Genomic DNA, 14,851 nt, shown 5'->3' with positions numbered 1-14,851 from the left:
TTCGTGGGCGCGGTTTTGTTTCTCCGCCCCCCTATGGGGGGCGAGTCGTCGTCGGGATCAGTCGGCGGCGTGCTGTTGTTGATCGCGTCTTCCAGCTGTTGGTCGTCCAGGCCTGGTGCGTCGAAGGGGTTGCGGCGTTTGCGGTGTGGGAGGGCTAGTTTGGCTGCGGCGCGGACGTCCTCGACCTCGACGACCGTGCGCCCGGACCAGGCCGCGTGGGCGACCGCCGTACGCGCAGTGACCAGATCGGCGCGCATCCCGTCCACGTCGAACGACGCGCAGATCTCCGCGATCTGCCTCAGCGCGGCGTCCGTCAGGATCACCTCGGTGATCAGGTCGCGCGCCTTCACGATCCGCTCGGCGAGCTCGCGCTGGCGACCGTCGTACCGCGCGATGAAACCAGCAGGATCCGCCTCATACCCCAGCCGCGCCCGCATCACCTCGACCCGCACCGCAGGATCCCTGCTGGCAACGACATCCACAGTGAGACCGAACCGGTCCAGCAACTGCGGCCGCAGCTCGCCCTCCTCCGGGTTCATCGTCCCGACCAGCACGAAGCGCGCCGGATGTGTCACCGACACCCCGTCCCGCTCGACCGTCGCACGCCCCATCGCGGCAGCGTCGAGCAGTACGTCGACCAGGTGGTCGTGCAGCAGGTTGACCTCATCGACGTACAGCAACCCCCGATGCGCCGCCGCCAGCAGACCAGGCTCGTACGCCGTGACGCCCTCCGCGAGCGCCTTCTCCAGGTGCAGCGACCCGAGCACCCGGTCCTCGGTCGCCCCCACCGGCAACTCCACCAACCGCGCCGACCGCACAGTCCGCTCACCGGCATGCGGCCCATCAGGACAGTCCGCATCCGGCCGATCGGGATCACACGAGAAACGACACCCGGGTACGACGTCCACCGGCGGCAGGAGCTCGGTCAGCGCCCGGACCGCGGTCGACTTCGCCGTACCCTTCTCGCCGCGGATCAGTACGCCGCCGATCGCCGGCGAGATCGCGGCCAGGATCAGCGCGAGCTGGAGGTCCTCCATGCCGACCACTGCGGTGAACGGGAATCCGGTGGAAGCTGAAGCAGGCCGCATCGGCGGTGGGTCCCTTCGTCGAGCGGGTATCCACGCCCGCCACGCCTGGTACACCGGCCCACAACGCGACCCGGCGGACGACCGCAGATGTCCTGGCTCCCGGAAGTTACCTCCCGGTCACAGTGGCGGGACCGCCCCGGACTCCCAGCAAGCTGGTCACCGGTGTTCCTCCACAACCGTCGGCCCGATCATGGCACACCAGGCCGCCCCCGCCAGCGACCAGGCTCACACGCCGCCGATCACCTCGCCCGGTCAGCTTGAACTGAGGCGTTTCGCGAGGGCTGTGGCGGCTGCGTCGTCCTTTACTTCGCGGATGCCGACGATCGGGGTGACGGTGACGAAGCCGGCGGCGAGGAGGGCCTCGTCGGAGTCGGGGACCGGGTTGGCGTGCGGGGGTTCCAGTTCGATCATCGGCTCGCCGGTGGGGGCGGTGGTGCCGACGATGCGGGAGCGCTTGATCGGGGCTAGTGAGGCGTGGCGTACGCCGGACAGCTGCGCCAGCGGGCGGTCGGGGACGTTGATCGTGAGGACCGTCCCGGCAGGCTCCTCGGCGATCCAGCTGAGGGCCTCGGCGGCGATCGTTGCCGCGGTCGGCCAGTGGGCCGGGTTCTCCGAGTCGATGCTCACGGCAACGGCCGACGTACCCTGGCCGGCCGCGGTCAGCGCCGCGGCCACCGTGCCGGAGTGGAAGATCGGTACGCCGATGTTGTGCCCGCGGTTGATCCCCGACAGCACCAGGTCCGGCGCCCGCCCGAACGCCCCGACGTTCGCCAGCGTCACTGCGAGTGCCGGCGTCCCCTCGATCCCGGTGAACGTGACGCCGTTCTCCACGTCCGACTCGGTCCGGATCGGCCGGCCGATCATCCCGGCCCGCGCGGAGCCGACACCGCTCTCGTCTAGTAACGGCGCGACCACGAGTACGTCGTACCCGAGCTCGGCGATCGCCGGCGCAAGCGCCCGGATCCCTGGTGCGAGATAGCCGTCGTCGTTGGTGATCAGGACTCGTAGCTGCTCAGCGGGCATGCCTCCACCCAATCAGCCGCGATCCTCGATGTCACCCTCCGTCTCAAGGACTGCGTTCCGCAGCGTCTCCAGCGCCTCGGCCGACGGCTCCGCCCACAACCCGCGCTGCGCCGCCTCCAGCAGGCGTTCCGCGATGCCGTGCCGCGCCCACGGATTGGACTTGCGGAAGAACTCCGCCATCTCCGGATCCGCGACGTATTCAGTTGTTAGCGTCTCGTACATCCAGTCGTCGACCACACCCGCGGTCGCGTCGTACCCGAAGAGGTAGTCGACCGTTGCCGCCATCTCGAAGGCGCCCTTGTACCCGTGCCGCCGCATCGCGGACATCCACCGCGGGTTCACCACCCGGGCGCGGAAGACCCGCTTCGCCTCTTCCTCCAGCGTCCGCGTCTTCACCTGTGCGGGTACGGCGGAGTCGCCGACGTACGCCTTCGGGTTCGAACCGGTTAGATGGCGGACCATCGCGATCATGCCGCCGTGGTACTGGAAGTAGTCGTCGGAGTCCATGATGTCGTGCTCACGCGTGTCCGCGTTCTTCGCCGCGACCTGGATCCGGGCATACGCGCGCTCCATCGAGCCGCGGGCCTCCGCGCCGTCGAGGTCCTTGCCGTACGCGTACCCGCCCCAGACGGCGTACACCTCGGCCAGCTCGGCGTCGGTGCGCCAGTTGCGCGCGTCGACGAGCGGCAGCAGACCGGCGCCGTACGAGCCGGGCTTGGAGCCGAAGACCCGGGCCGTCGACTGACGCATATCGTTGCCCGCAGCAACATCTGCGTCGACGTGGGCCTTGAGGAAGTTGTCCTCGGCGGACTCGTCCAGGGCGGCAACGGTACGCACGGCTTCGTCCAGGAGCGCGACCACGTGCGGGAACGCGTCCCGGAAGAACCCGGAGATCCGGATCGTCACATCGATCCGCGGCCGGCCGAGCTCCTCGAGCCCGACCACCTCGAAGCTCGTCACCCGTCGCGACGCCTCGTCCCAGACCGGCCGGCAGCCGAGCAGCCAGAGCACCTCGGCGAGGTCGTCGCCCTGGGTGCGCATGGCCGACGTACCCCAGATCGTCAGCCCGACCGATCGCGGGTACTCCCCCGTCTCGGACTGATGCCGGGCGAGGAGCGAGTCCGCCAGCGCGACGCCGACGTCCCAGGCGTTCCGGCTCGGAATCGCCTTCGGGTCGACGGCGTAGAAGTTGCGGCCGGTCGGCAGCACGTTCACGAGCCCGCGCGTCGGCGAGCCAGACGGCCCGGCCTCGACAAACCGCCCGTCCAGCGCTCGCACCACGTTGACCAACTCGTCCCCGGTCCGAGCCAGCCGCGGAACCACCTCGGTTGCGGCAAACGTCAGCGATGCAGCGACTGCGTCCGAGGAACGACCGAGCACCTCGGTCACGACGACCGGCACCTTGGCGGCGTCCCAGCTGAGCGTCTCCATGCTGACGACAAGCTTGCGCGCGGCGGCTTCCAGGATGTCGACGCCGTCCGCGCCGGTGACCGCGGGCAGGTCGGCGAGGGTCGCGAGCTCGGCAAGGTTCGCGGCCTGACCAGGGTTCGCAAGCAGCGCGGCCTCGTCGACCCCGAAGGTCTCGCCGAGTGCGGTGCGGAGGCCGGGAATCGAGTACGAACCACCCCATAGCTGCCGGGCCCGCAGTACCGCGAGCACCAGGTTCACCCGGGCTTCACCAGCCGGCGCACCACCCAGGATGTGCAACCCGTCGCGGATCTGCACGTCCTTGATCTCGCACAGGTATCCGTCCAGGTGCAGGACGAACTCGTCGAACTCCTCGTCCTCCGGCTTCTCCGACGTGTGCAGATCATGGTGCAGCTGCGCCGCCTGGATCAGCGTCCAGATCTGCGCCCGCAACGTCGGCACCTTCTCCGGGTCCAGCGCAGACACCGTCGCGTACTCGTCGAGCAGGTACTCCAGCTTCGCCATGTCGCCGTACGTCTCGGCCCGTGCCATCGGCGGCACCAGATGATCCACGACCGTCGCATGCGCCCGCCGCTTGGCCTGCGTGCCCTCGCCCGGGTCGTTGACGATGAACGGGTACACCATCGGCAGGTTCCCGAGTACGGCGTCCGGCGCGCTGTCGGCCGCCATCCCGATCCCCTTGCCCGGCAGCCATTCCAGCGTCCCGTGCTTCCCGAGATGTACGACGGCCTGCGCGCCGAAACCACCCTCGTCGCGCGACGCCTCCAGCCAGCGGTACGCCGCCAGGTAGTGGTGCGACGGCGCCATGTCGGGATCGTGGTAGATCGCGACCGGGTTCTCGCCGAAACCGCGCGGCGGCTGGATCATCAGCACGACGTTCCCGAACTGCAACGCGGCCAGCGCGATCGCCGGCTCGTCGCCCGACGTGTCGACGTACAACTCGCCGGGGGCCTCGCCCCACGCCTCGATCATTGCCGTCTGCAACGATTCCGGCGTACGCCCGAACCAGGTGGCATAGGTGGACAGCGGGATCTTCGCGACGGCGTTGGCGAGCTGCTCGTCGGTCAGCCAGTCGACGTCGTGCCCGCCGGCCGCGATCAAGCGGTGGATCAGCCCGTCGGCGCCGTCCGCGCCCTGCAGCTCACTGAGGTCGAGCCCGCCGAGGTCGTACCCGGCCGATTCCAGCTGCCCGAGCAGCACGACGGCCGAAGCAGGCGTGTCCAGACCGACCGCGTTCCCGATCCGCGCATGCTTCGTCGGGTACGACGACAGCACCAGCGCGATCCGCTTCTCGGCCGCCGGCACGTGCCGCAACCGGGCATGCGCGACCGCGATCCCGGCCAGCCGCGTGCACCGCTCGACGTCCGGCGCGTAGCGGGCCAGCCCGTCGGCGTCGTACGACTTGAACGAGAACGGGATCGTGATCAGTCGCCCGTCGAACTCCGGGATCGCGACCTGCGTCGCCGCGTCGAGCGGACTGAGCGCGGCGTCGCTCTCCGCCCACTGCTCGCGGGTCGAGGTCAGCGCGAGCCCCTGGATCAACGGGATGTCGAGCGAGGCCAGCGCGCCGGCGTCCCAGGCATCATCCGCACCGCCGGCGCTGGCGTTCGCAGCGACAGCTCCGCCGGCCGCGAGCAGGGTCGTGACAAGCACGTCGCATTTCCGCAGGAGGTCGAACAGCCCGACGTTCTCGGCCGGGTCGAGCCCGCGCAGCGTTCCGCAGTACACCGGAAGCGGTTGGGCACCGGCCTCTGTGATCGCGTCCGCGAGGGCGTCGACGAAGGCGGTGTTGCCGGAGATCTCGTGCGCGCGGTAGTAGACGATCCCGACGACGGGCCGCTCGTCCTCGACGTACGCACCCCGGAGGCCGTACGCCGGGAGCGCGCGCGGCGGCTCGAACTCGTCGCCGGTCAGCAGGAGCGTGTCGCGCAGGAAGCCGGCCAGGTTGCGGAGGTTGTCCGCGCCGCCCTCGCGCAGGTACGCGAGCGCCTCGGTGACCGCGCCGGCCGGCACCGTCGACAGCGACATCAGCTCGGCGTCAGGTGCTGCCTCGCCGCTGACCACCACAGCCGGTTTGCCGGATGCCAGCACCGCATCGAGGCCCTCTTCCCACGCGCGGCGACCGCCGAGGAGCCGGACGACGACGATCTCTGCGGCGTCCAGCAGCGGTCCGAGCTCAGGGAGCTCGAGGCGGGCCGGGTTCGCGACCTTCCAGCCGGCATCCGCCTCGGCGGCAGCGAGCAGGTCGGTGTCGGCGGTGGAGAGCAAAACGAGCACGGAGGAGTTCCTTCCCCGGGGTGTCCACGCCCCGAACGGAGGTACGACGGCGGCAGTTCCTGACTCCCCTTGCGGGTCACAGTGGCGGGACCGTCCCGGATTCACACCGGGTTCCTGCTGATGCCGTCGATGACGATCGTGACTCTAGCCGACGGCCGCGGCGTACCGGGTGTGGAAGTCGTCCCACGTTGTCGCGTTGACCCCTGCACCGCATTGGTATAGGGCGGAATCACAGGGTTTGTACTGCGGACGCCCTCCGGCGTCGTACGGCAACGTCTTCTTCAGCGCAGGCCGGTTCTGATCCACCTGAGCCGAAGGAGACAATCATGCGCTTGAAGGCCTGGAGACTCCTGGTCGTCGTACTGACGATCGGCCTCGTCACACCTGCCCTCGTCGCCGCGCCGAGTCAGGCCGGCGGCGTCCGGGCGGGCCCGGCAGTGATCACCCAGTGGAACACCATCGCCGGCCGGACGATCTACGCGGAGAACGCCACCCCGGTCCCGGTCGGGAGCCTGTACTTCGGCTTCGTGTCGCTGGCCGTGTACGACGCGGTGGTGGCGATCGAGGGCCGCTACGAGCCGTACCTCAAGCAACCGAAGGGCCGCGCCAGGGCGTCCTCCGAGGCGGCGGCCGCGACCGCGGCGTACGAGGTGCTGCGGTACTACTTCCCGGCCTCGGCCACAAACCTCGCGACCGACTACGCCACGTCGCTCGGCACCATCCCGGACGGTCGCGCGAAGACCCGGGGAACCGAGGCCGGCCGGCACGCGGCGCAGACGCTGATCCAGGCGCGGGCCAACGACGGCCGAGGCGCGAACATCCAACTGACGGTGACGCCCGCGCCGGGAGTTTGGCGCCCGACACCCGATGCCCTCGCGCCGATGCTCGCCCCGTGGCTCGGATTCGTCGTACCTCTGGCGCTCCGGTCACCCACCCAGTTCCGGCTACCCGGCCCCTATCGGATCACGTCCAAGGCCTACGCCCGGGACTTCGCCGAGGTGAAGTCGATGGGTGCGCTGGTCGGATCCGCCCGGACCCCGGCGCAGACCGAGACCGCGGTCTTCTGGAACGCGAACGCTGTGCTGCAGTACCAGACGGCGCTCCGGGGCCAGGTCACCGCGCGAGGGATGGACATCGTCGACAGCGCCCGCGCGTTCGCCCTGCTCAGTACGAGCGTGGCCGATGCGCTGATCGCCTGCTGGCGAGCCAAGTACGACTACGCCTACTGGCGCCCGATCACGGCCATCCGGCTGGCCGACACCGACGGCAACCCGGCCACCGAAGCCGACGCCAGCTGGATGTCGCTGCTGCAGACGCCGCCGTATCCGGACTACGTCAGCGGGCACGCCTCCATCACCGGCGCGGCAACCGGCACCTTCAGCTACCTGTTCGGCGCACGGTCGCTCAACCTCGACGTCCCCGCCTTGGTGTCCACGGCGTCCCGGCACTTCGACAGCGCCGCGGCCCTGGATGCAGAGACCATGAACGCCAGGATCTGGCTCGGCTTCCACTTCCGGAAGGCGATGACCGACGCCAACCAGCTCGGCCATCGCTCCGCCTCGTGGACGATCGGCCACGAGTTCCAGCCACGGCACCACTGACCGTTCCTCGCCGCGCGCTGCGTCAGCGGTGCATCGCGTAGTGCGCGGCGAGGAGGTCCGTGCCCCAGTCGTTGCGGACGTCGCGCCAGACCGAGTGGATGTGGTTGGCGTTGTCCTGGGTGTTGTCGTACTCGGCCAGGAAGCTCGGCCCGGCGATCGAGTAGTAGTGCCGGTGCCCGATGCCCGGCTCGGTCTCGCCGGCCCACGCGAAGGTCAGCCGCTCGATCCCGCGCTCGGTGATGTCCTGCCAGGTCTGCAGCCCGATCGGCCCGGCGGCGCGTCCGACGTACTGGCCGATGAGGAGGCTGAGGAGCTGGCGCTGGTCCTCGTTCATGTCGCCGTACGACAGACCGCGATGGAGCAGCGAGGCGTCGGCGACCGGGTCGTGACGGGTCAGGATGTCGTCCGGCGCCTCGTCGGCGACCAGGGCTGTGGCCAGCTGACCGGGCTCGAGCGCGTGCAGGAGCTGGAAGCCCAGGTCCTGTTCAGCGGCCAGGAACCGTCGGCCGGCCTTCGGACCCCTGCGGACCTCGGCCGGGTTCGACCCGAGGAACTGCGGGGTGAACGCGATCGCGCCGTCGACGAGCGTGACGTGCAGTGCGAGGTGGTGCCCGTTCAGCCGCCAGGCCCAGGGATCGGTCCCGTTCGGGTCGCCGAGCACCCGGAGGAAGTACCGGTCGGCGACGGTCGCGCCCTCCCACTCCCCTGACGGCGGCAGGTCCGGCAGCTCGCGTACGACGACCTCCGCGTCCAGCACCGCCCAGACATCGGCCGCGCCGCGGTCGCTGCAACCGGTCGCGACCAGCCGCTCGACCAGCTTCTGCTGGGTCGGATTCAGCTCGGTCAGTGCCAGCCCGGGTACGGCCCCCGGCAGGTACGTCCACTGCTGGTGGTCCGGAATGTCGAACGGAGCGCGGATCTTCTCGAGCTGGGCCGGCGACAGGCTCGCCAGCAGTTCGAGGACCGTGTCCCGCGTCTGCGCTACAACCATGCCGATCGCTCCCGTTCCGTCGGTTCGTAAGGCGTCCACTGTTCGAACGGCCGGTCCAGCTTGTACCGGAAATCCGGTTGCCGCAGCAGGACGCGTGTTTCGGCGTTACCCGGATTGCGCAGCGACTCGAAGAACCGGACCGACCAGTGGAACCAGCGCGTGCAGAACAACCGCATCGTCAGCCCGTGCGAGACCAGCAGCACGTTCCGCGGCGCATCCGGCTGCTCGAAGTCGCGGTGCATCGTCTCCAGGAACGTCGACACACGGTCGTACACGTCCGCACCCGACTCGCCCTGGGTGAACCGGTAGAAGAAGTGCCCGAACGAGTCGCGCAGCTTCTCCTGCCGCTCGATGTCCGCGGTGTCCTGCAGGTTGGCCCAGTCTTGTTCGCGCAGCCGGGGCTCCTCGCGCGGGAGCTCGATCAGGTCGTCGAGACCGAGCGACTCCAGCGTCTGCCGGGCCCGCAAGTACGGCGAGACGTACACGCGCACCGGCTCGTCCTCGAACAGCTCCCGCAGGTCCTTACCCGCCTTCACCGCCTGCTCGTGCCCGTGCGGCGTCAGCGGTACGGCGTGATCCGGGATGCGCTCGTACACCGTCTTGTCCAGATTCGCCTCGGACTCCCCATGCCGAATCAGCACAATCCGCCTCGGCCGGTGGCTCAGCCCCATCTACACCCTCTCCTCATGCCGCGCTCCGTCCGGCTCGGCGCGGTGGCCTGCCCATGAGAGCGGCGAGGGCGGCGACGCCCGCTGCCGCCACGCCTACCCGGCGCGCCAGCGCCGCCGTCCGCCGGACGTCGGCGACAGCCGGCGCGGGCCCATCACCCAGCGTGCCGCGGTCCTCCTGGTAGCTGCCGTAGTTGTTCGTGCCACCAAGCGTGAGGTCGAGCGCACCGGCGAACGATGCCTCGACCGGGCCGGCGTTCGGACTCGGGTGCTTGGAGGCGTCCCGCTTCCAGACAGCTGTTGCCTCACGCGGCCTGCCGGCTGCAACGCCGGTCAGCACCGCGCACACCCTCGCGGGCACCAGGTTCAGTACGTCGTCGAGCCGCGCCGACGCCCAGCCGAAGTTCTGGTACTTCGGTGACTTGTAGCCGACCATCGCGTCCAGGGTGTTCGCTGCTCGGTAGCCGAGGAGACCCGGGATGCCGAGGACTCCGCCCCACAGGAGTGGTGCGACGCAGGCATCCGAGGTGTTCTCCGCGATCGACTCGACCGTTGCGCGGGCCAAGTCGTCCGCCTCCAGGTCGGTGGCGTCGCGGGCGCACAGGTGGCTGAGGCGGTCGCGGGCGGCCGGGATGTCCTTCTCCTCGAGGTGCGCGGCCATCGTCTCGGCCTCGCGTTCCAGGCTGCGGGCGCCGAGCACGGTCCACGTTGCCGCAGCGGTGGCTGCTGTGTGGAGGATCGGATGCTTGCGGGTCACTCGCTCGATCGCGAGGCCCAGGAGCGTGGTGGAGCCGACGAGGATCGCTGTATGGGCGGTTCCGGCGGGGCGCGAGTCGGCGTACAGGCGGCGCTCGACCCGGGCCGCGGTCTGGCCGAAGCCGGCGACCGGGTGAAACCGGCGGGGGTCGCCGAGCAGACGATCGGCGGCGAACCCGACAAGAATCCCCAGAGCCCGCGATGCACCCGCGTGGGACATAGCGCTCGCGGCGGGCCGACGGGCCCCCACAGCTCGCGGCGCGCCCGGGCGGGTGTCGAGGGGGTTCGTCAGGCGCACCCTCAGCAGTCTGCCAGGTGGTTGCTTGTGATTGGGTGACGGTATGGGAATCGCGGAGCTGCTCCAGGGGGTCGACGGGAGCGGGGAGTTCGGGGTGTGGCTCGGCCGGCTGGACGGCGTACCGGTGTTCGAGCACGAGGCGGAGCGGCCGCACTACTCGGCCAGCACGATGAAGCTGCCGGTGGCGATGGCGATGATGCGCAAGGTCGAGGCGGGTGAGCTGGCGCTCGACCAGCCCGTGACCGTGCACAACGACTTCGCGTCGGCGGGCAGCGGCCGGTTCGCGGTGAACGCGGACGAGGACGAGGCGCCCGCGACCTGGGAGAAGCTGGGCACCGAGGTGCCGCTCGGCTGGCTCGCGACCGAGATGATCACCCGCTCCAGCAACCTGGCGACCGACCTCGTACTCGAACAGGTCGGGATCCCCGCGGCCCACGCCGCCCTGAGCGAGGCGACGCTACCCAGCTCGCCCTCCCCCTCGTCGAAGATCCAGCGCGGTATCGACGACGGTCCCGCGCAGCGCGCCGGGATCAGCAACCTGATGAGCCCGGCCGGACTCGCCGGCGTACTCGTTGCGGTCGGCAACCAGAAAGGTGCCTCCGGCGACTACCTGCGCGACCTGCTGGCCGGCAACCAGTGGAACGGGGAGATCCCGGCGCTGCTGCCGCCGGGAACGCGGGTCGAGCACAAGAACGGCTGGGACACACGGATCCGGCACGACGGCGGGATCGTGCGGCCGGACGACGCGGATCCGTTCGTGCTGGTCGTCTGCACCACCTCGGATCTGCCGGATGCCGATGCGCAGAAGTTGATCGCGGCGATCGCCTTGGAAGGTTGGAACAACAGACACGACCTCGGAGCGGTGCGGTGAAGATCACGACTCATCGGGTATCGGCGCGGCTACATACGCCGTTCATCACGGCGTTGCGTACGGCGACACATGTCGAGTCGCTGCTCGTCGAGGTGAGCGACGGCGAGCTGAGCGGCTGGGGCGAGGCGCCGCAGGTGTGGAAGGTGACCGGCGACTCGCTCGCCGGGTCGGAGGCGTGTATCGAGGGCCCGATCACGACGGCACTGGACGGGCTCGGGCCGGACGATCTGACCGAGGCTCTGCGTCGAGTGCAGGGTGCGGCGGTCGGCAACCTCGGTGCGAAGGACGCGGTCGACGTTGCGCTGCACGACCTCGCTGCGCGGCGGCGGGGTCAGACGCTGCACGGGTTCCTCGGGTCGACGGTTGACGTCGTACGGACCGATGTGACGTTGTCGGTCGGCGATGCGCCGGCGCTGGCGGCTGCGGGGCGGGATCGGGTTGCGGACGGGTTCGACGTACTCAAGATCAAGGTCGGTACGGACGCGGTCGGCGACATCGAGCGGGTCCGGCGGGTGCGTGATGCGATCGGGCCGGAGCCGCGGTTGCGGCTGGATGCCAACCAGGGGTGGGCGCGGCGCGATGCGGTCACGGTGATCCGGGCGCTGGAGGACGCCGGGTGCGCGATCGAGTTGGTCGAGCAGCCGGTCGCCGCGGCGGACCTCGACGGGATGGCGTGGGTGACCGACCGGGTCAGTACGCCGATCCTCGCCGACGAGTCCGTGTACGGCGTACGCGATCTGGTCGCTGTGATCCGGCAGGGTGCGGCCGACCTGGTGAACGTGAAGCTGGCGAAGTGCGGCGGGTTGGCGCCGGCGCGGACGCTGCTCGAGCTGGCCCGGGAGCACGGGCTGGGCGCGATCGTCGGCTGCATGATGGAGAGCCACGTGGGCGTCGGCGCGGCGGCCGCGCTGGTGTCGGCGTACCCGACGACAACGGTCAACGACCTGGACGCCGCCTGGTGGCTGCGGGAGGCGCCGGTGACCGGCGGGATCCGGTACGACGGCTCGCTGATCCACCTGCCTTCTGCTCCTGGACTCGGCGTGACAGGCTTGACCGCATGAAGTTAGCCGCTACCAAGGTCCCGATCAGCACGGTCTGGACCGCGCCGGACGCGCCACGTGACATCGACGCACCGGCGACCGCCGAACAACCCGACGTGGCCGCCTGGGCCAAGTCGATGGACACCGAGACTCGACTCGGTCTGCACGGACGGACTCTGACGCAGCTGCTGTTCGCCGAGCCCGTGCTGGTGCGCACGGAACGCGACGGGTGGTCCGAGATCCTCGCGCCGTGGCAGCCGTCGTCGCAGGACGAGCTGGGATACCCGGGCTGGATCCCGTCGAGTCACCTGGGTGAACTGCCGCAGAGCGCGACCGACCCGGTTGCGATCGCCGTACCGACTGCAGCGCTGCTGGCCGAGCCTGGTGGTCGTCCGCTGGCGGAGCTGTCGTTCGCGACCGTGCTGGCGTCGGTGGAGCAGGCCGACGGGTACACGCGGGTCGCGACACCGGACGGTGGGACCGGCTGGCTCACGGACGGCGTACTGCGGTCTGCGGTCGAGCCGTCGGGACCTGAGGACCGGCTGCGGCTGGGTGAGCTCTTCCTCGGGCTGGAGTACCTGTGGGGCGGTACGTCGGCGCACGGGCTCGACTGCTCCGGGTTGATCCACACGGTCAGCCGAGTGCTCGGGATGCGCACGCCGCGCGACGCGCACGACCAGGCCGACACTCTCCCGAACATCCCGATCGACGAGGCCCAACCCGGCGACCTCTACTTCTTCGGCCGCCCCGGCAAACAGATCCACCACGTCGGCTTCGTCTCCGAAGCAGGCATGCTCCACGCCTCCGAAACCGGCAAACGCCTAGAAGACGGCCCCCTAACCGACGACCGCCGAGCCACCCTGGTCACCGCCGCCCGCTTCTGAGGAGACGTACGCCGTCCGCCCCACCTACCACCGGGGCAGCCCCAGTCCCACCCACCCCGCCCCGAGCGAAGCGAGGGGCGGGGTGTTCTTGTTCAGGACTCTTTGTGGTGCAGCTCCGGCTGCTCGTCCGTCGTCTCGACCTCAGCCTCGACCGTGCGGGACTTGCGCAGGCTCAGGATCGTGGTGATGCCGAGCGTGATGATGATGAAGCCGAGCGAGAACCAGATCGGGATCTCCGGCGCCCAGTCGATGTGGTGACCGCCGTTGATGAACGGCAGTTCGTTCACGTGCATCGCGTGCAACACCAGCTTGACGCCGATGAACGCGAGCACCACCGACAGACCAAGCGACAGATACACCAGCCGCTTCAGCAGATCCCCGAGCAGGAAGTACAGCTGCCGCAACCCCATCAGCGCGAACACGTTCGCCGTGAACACCAGGAACGGCTCCTGCGTCAGCCCGTAGATCGCCGGAATCGAGTCCAGCGCGAACAGCAGATCAGTGGTGCCGAGGGCAATGATCACGATCGCCATCGGCGTCACGAGCCGCTTGCCGTTCTTCTTCAGCGTGAGCTTCACACCGTTGTACTCGTCGGTCGCGTTCAGCCGCTTCTTCGCGAACCGGATGACCGCGTTCTCCTTGAAGTCGTCATCGTCGTTCTCACCCTGCTTGGCCAGGTGGATCGCCGTATAGACCAGGAACGCGCCGAAGATGTAGAAGATCCACGAGAACTGGTTGATCGCGGCCGCGCCGACCGCGATGAAGATGCCGCGGAACACCAGCGCCAGGATGATGCCGACCAGCAGCGCGGTCTGCTGGTACTTCCTGGGCACCGCGAATCTGCTCATGATGATCAGGAAGATGAACAGGTTGTCGACGCTCAGGCTGTACTCGGTGAGCCAGCCGGCGAAGAACTCCCCGGCGTACTGCCCGCCGGAGAAGAACCAGACGCCGAGGCCGAAGACCACCGCGAGACCGACATAGAACGCGATCGCGGTCGCCGACTCGCGGGTGCTCGGCTCGTGCGGGCGACGGCCGATGACGAAAACGTCGAATGCCAGCAGCGCGAGCAGCACGCCGACGGTGATGTACCAAACGTAGTCAGCTACGTGCACAGAATCCTCCGGAGCTCAGATGAAATATCGACTCCGAAGGTCTCTTCCGCTGCACTCAGTCAGTGAGTCCAGCCGAGGGCACCGGGCGCGGGGCACAAGCCCTTGACCGTGATGACGATGCCGCCGCGAAGGAATACTCCCCTTCTCCACCATCATTGTGACGGGTGAACGTCTCAGTCTCCAAATCCCCGGGACCGTGTCGGACCGTCGAAATGATCACATTCGGTTCAGGGAATAGTTGCAGTGAGTGATCAGTTGCCGACTGCAGGACGCTTGCTCTTCGGCAACTTCCCGACGATCGTCTCGTACGACGTGTCGATCAGCTCGAGGATCTCGTCGTCGGGCACCGCTCCCCCGAGCCGCACGGTGTTCCACCCCGAGCGGCCGATGTACGCCATCTTGCTGACGTCGGCCGGGTACGTGTCCACCAACTCGTCAGCCTCCTCCCGGTTGGCGCCGCACTTCAGCCCGACCCCGCCGCTGTCGCCGCTGCCGAGGAACGCGAAGATCTTGTCGCCCACCTTCGCGACCACGTCCCCGTCCCACGGCTCGTCCTGCCACGCACCGGGCTTCCCCAGGCAGTACTCGAGGAGCTCGTCCCCGCCCATCCGCGCCACCGCAGACCTCCGTCAACTGTGAGAAACGACCTCGACGTTGTTGCCATCAGGATCGCGCATGAACACCGCGTAGTACCCCGGGTGATACTGCGGCCACTCCTTCGGCTCATGCAGCACCTCGGCACCCAGCCGTCCGTGCCCGACATCCCGAGCACATCACCGAAGTCCATATTGACCGTGATCCCGAGCGGCCC

General features: G+C 69.2%; 11 protein-coding genes, 1 pseudogene and 2 riboswitches. Of the genes and pseudogenes, 4 read left to right on the top strand and 8 right to left on the bottom strand.

Features of this window, described 5'->3' with window-relative positions:
- Positions 1 to 110: 110 nt before the first annotated feature.
- The 3 genes and pseudogenes from ACFWUU_RS40260 to cobN all read right to left on the bottom strand — a co-directional run.
- Positions 111 to 1,088, bottom strand: a pseudogene (locus ACFWUU_RS40260) (ATP-binding protein); the annotation flags it as partial.
- 64 nt (positions 1,089 to 1,152) lie between these two features.
- A riboswitch (cobalamin riboswitch) is annotated at positions 1,153 to 1,284 on the bottom strand.
- Positions 1,285 to 1,340: 56 nt separating this feature from the next.
- Positions 1,341 to 2,111, bottom strand: coding sequence for a 5'/3'-nucleotidase SurE (gene surE / locus ACFWUU_RS40255; protein WP_380183937.1), 771 nt, complete (start codon positions 2,109 to 2,111; stop codon positions 1,341 to 1,343).
- Between the two features lie 12 nt (positions 2,112 to 2,123).
- Positions 2,124 to 5,816, bottom strand: a complete 3,693-nt coding sequence (gene cobN, locus ACFWUU_RS40250; RefSeq protein WP_380183935.1) for a cobaltochelatase subunit CobN — start codon at positions 5,814 to 5,816, stop codon at positions 2,124 to 2,126.
- A gap of 32 nt (positions 5,817 to 5,848) precedes the next feature.
- Positions 5,849 to 5,994, bottom strand: a riboswitch (cobalamin riboswitch).
- 148 nt (positions 5,995 to 6,142) lie between these two features.
- Here cobN and ACFWUU_RS40245 point away from each other — a divergent pair.
- The gene (locus tag ACFWUU_RS40245; RefSeq protein WP_380183933.1) at positions 6,143 to 7,417 is read left to right on the top strand and encodes a vanadium-dependent haloperoxidase; all 1,275 of its coding nucleotides are present in this window, start codon (positions 6,143 to 6,145) and stop codon (positions 7,415 to 7,417) included.
- 22 nt (positions 7,418 to 7,439) lie between these two features.
- Here the strand turns inward: ACFWUU_RS40245 and ACFWUU_RS40240 are convergent, their stop codons facing one another.
- The 3 genes from ACFWUU_RS40240 to ACFWUU_RS40230 are packed head-to-tail and all read right to left on the bottom strand — an operon-like array spanning position 7,440 to position 10,130.
- Complete coding sequence (locus tag ACFWUU_RS40240) at positions 7,440 to 8,408, bottom strand: DUF3500 domain-containing protein (RefSeq protein WP_380183931.1); 969 nt, start codon at positions 8,406 to 8,408, stop codon at positions 7,440 to 7,442.
- The gene (locus tag ACFWUU_RS40235) at positions 8,399 to 9,049 is read right to left on the bottom strand and encodes a phosphoglycerate mutase family protein (RefSeq protein WP_380183929.1); all 651 of its coding nucleotides are present in this window, start codon (positions 9,047 to 9,049) and stop codon (positions 8,399 to 8,401) included. The genes ACFWUU_RS40240 and ACFWUU_RS40235 overlap by 10 nt, the downstream gene beginning before the upstream one ends.
- 43 nt (positions 9,050 to 9,092) lie before the next feature.
- Positions 9,093 to 10,130 carry a cobalamin biosynthesis protein gene (locus tag ACFWUU_RS40230; RefSeq protein ID WP_380183927.1) on the bottom strand — a complete coding sequence of 346 codons (1,038 nt, stop codon included), beginning with the start codon at positions 10,128 to 10,130 and terminating at the stop codon, positions 9,093 to 9,095.
- A gap of 43 nt (positions 10,131 to 10,173) precedes the next feature.
- Here ACFWUU_RS40230 and ACFWUU_RS40225 point away from each other — a divergent pair, with 43 nt between their 5' ends.
- From ACFWUU_RS40225 to ACFWUU_RS40215, 3 genes are read left to right on the top strand one after another with little or no spacing between them, the layout of a single operon-like run.
- Positions 10,174 to 11,001 carry a serine hydrolase gene (locus ACFWUU_RS40225; RefSeq protein ID WP_380183925.1) on the top strand — a complete coding sequence of 276 codons (828 nt, stop codon included), beginning with the start codon at positions 10,174 to 10,176 and terminating at the stop codon, positions 10,999 to 11,001.
- A complete protein-coding gene (locus ACFWUU_RS40220; RefSeq protein WP_380183923.1) occupies positions 10,998 to 12,062 on the top strand; it encodes a mandelate racemase/muconate lactonizing enzyme family protein in 1,065 nt (354 codons plus the stop codon). Before ACFWUU_RS40225 ends, ACFWUU_RS40220 begins: the two co-directional genes overlap by 4 nt.
- A complete protein-coding gene (locus ACFWUU_RS40215; protein ID WP_380183921.1) occupies positions 12,059 to 12,925 on the top strand; it encodes an NlpC/P60 family protein in 867 nt (288 codons plus the stop codon). The genes ACFWUU_RS40220 and ACFWUU_RS40215 overlap by 4 nt, the downstream gene beginning before the upstream one ends.
- Positions 12,926 to 13,017: 92 nt before the next feature.
- Here the strand turns inward: ACFWUU_RS40215 and ACFWUU_RS40210 are convergent, their stop codons facing one another.
- Together ACFWUU_RS40210 and ACFWUU_RS40205 are read right to left on the bottom strand one after the other, a co-directional pair.
- Positions 13,018 to 14,040 carry a TerC family protein gene (locus tag ACFWUU_RS40210; protein ID WP_380183919.1) on the bottom strand — a complete coding sequence of 341 codons (1,023 nt, stop codon included), beginning with the start codon at positions 14,038 to 14,040 and terminating at the stop codon, positions 13,018 to 13,020.
- A 251-nt stretch (positions 14,041 to 14,291) separates the two neighbouring features.
- The gene (locus tag ACFWUU_RS40205) at positions 14,292 to 14,648 is read right to left on the bottom strand and encodes an MmcQ/YjbR family DNA-binding protein (protein ID WP_380183917.1); all 357 of its coding nucleotides are present in this window, start codon (positions 14,646 to 14,648) and stop codon (positions 14,292 to 14,294) included.
- Positions 14,649 to 14,851 lie beyond the last annotated feature (203 nt).

This window comes from Kribbella sp. NPDC058693, from assembly GCF_042715335.1.
Taxonomy (GTDB): domain Bacteria; phylum Actinomycetota; class Actinomycetes; order Propionibacteriales; family Kribbellaceae; genus Kribbella; species Kribbella jiaozuonensis.
This window is presented reverse-complemented; position numbering and strand designations above follow the sequence as displayed.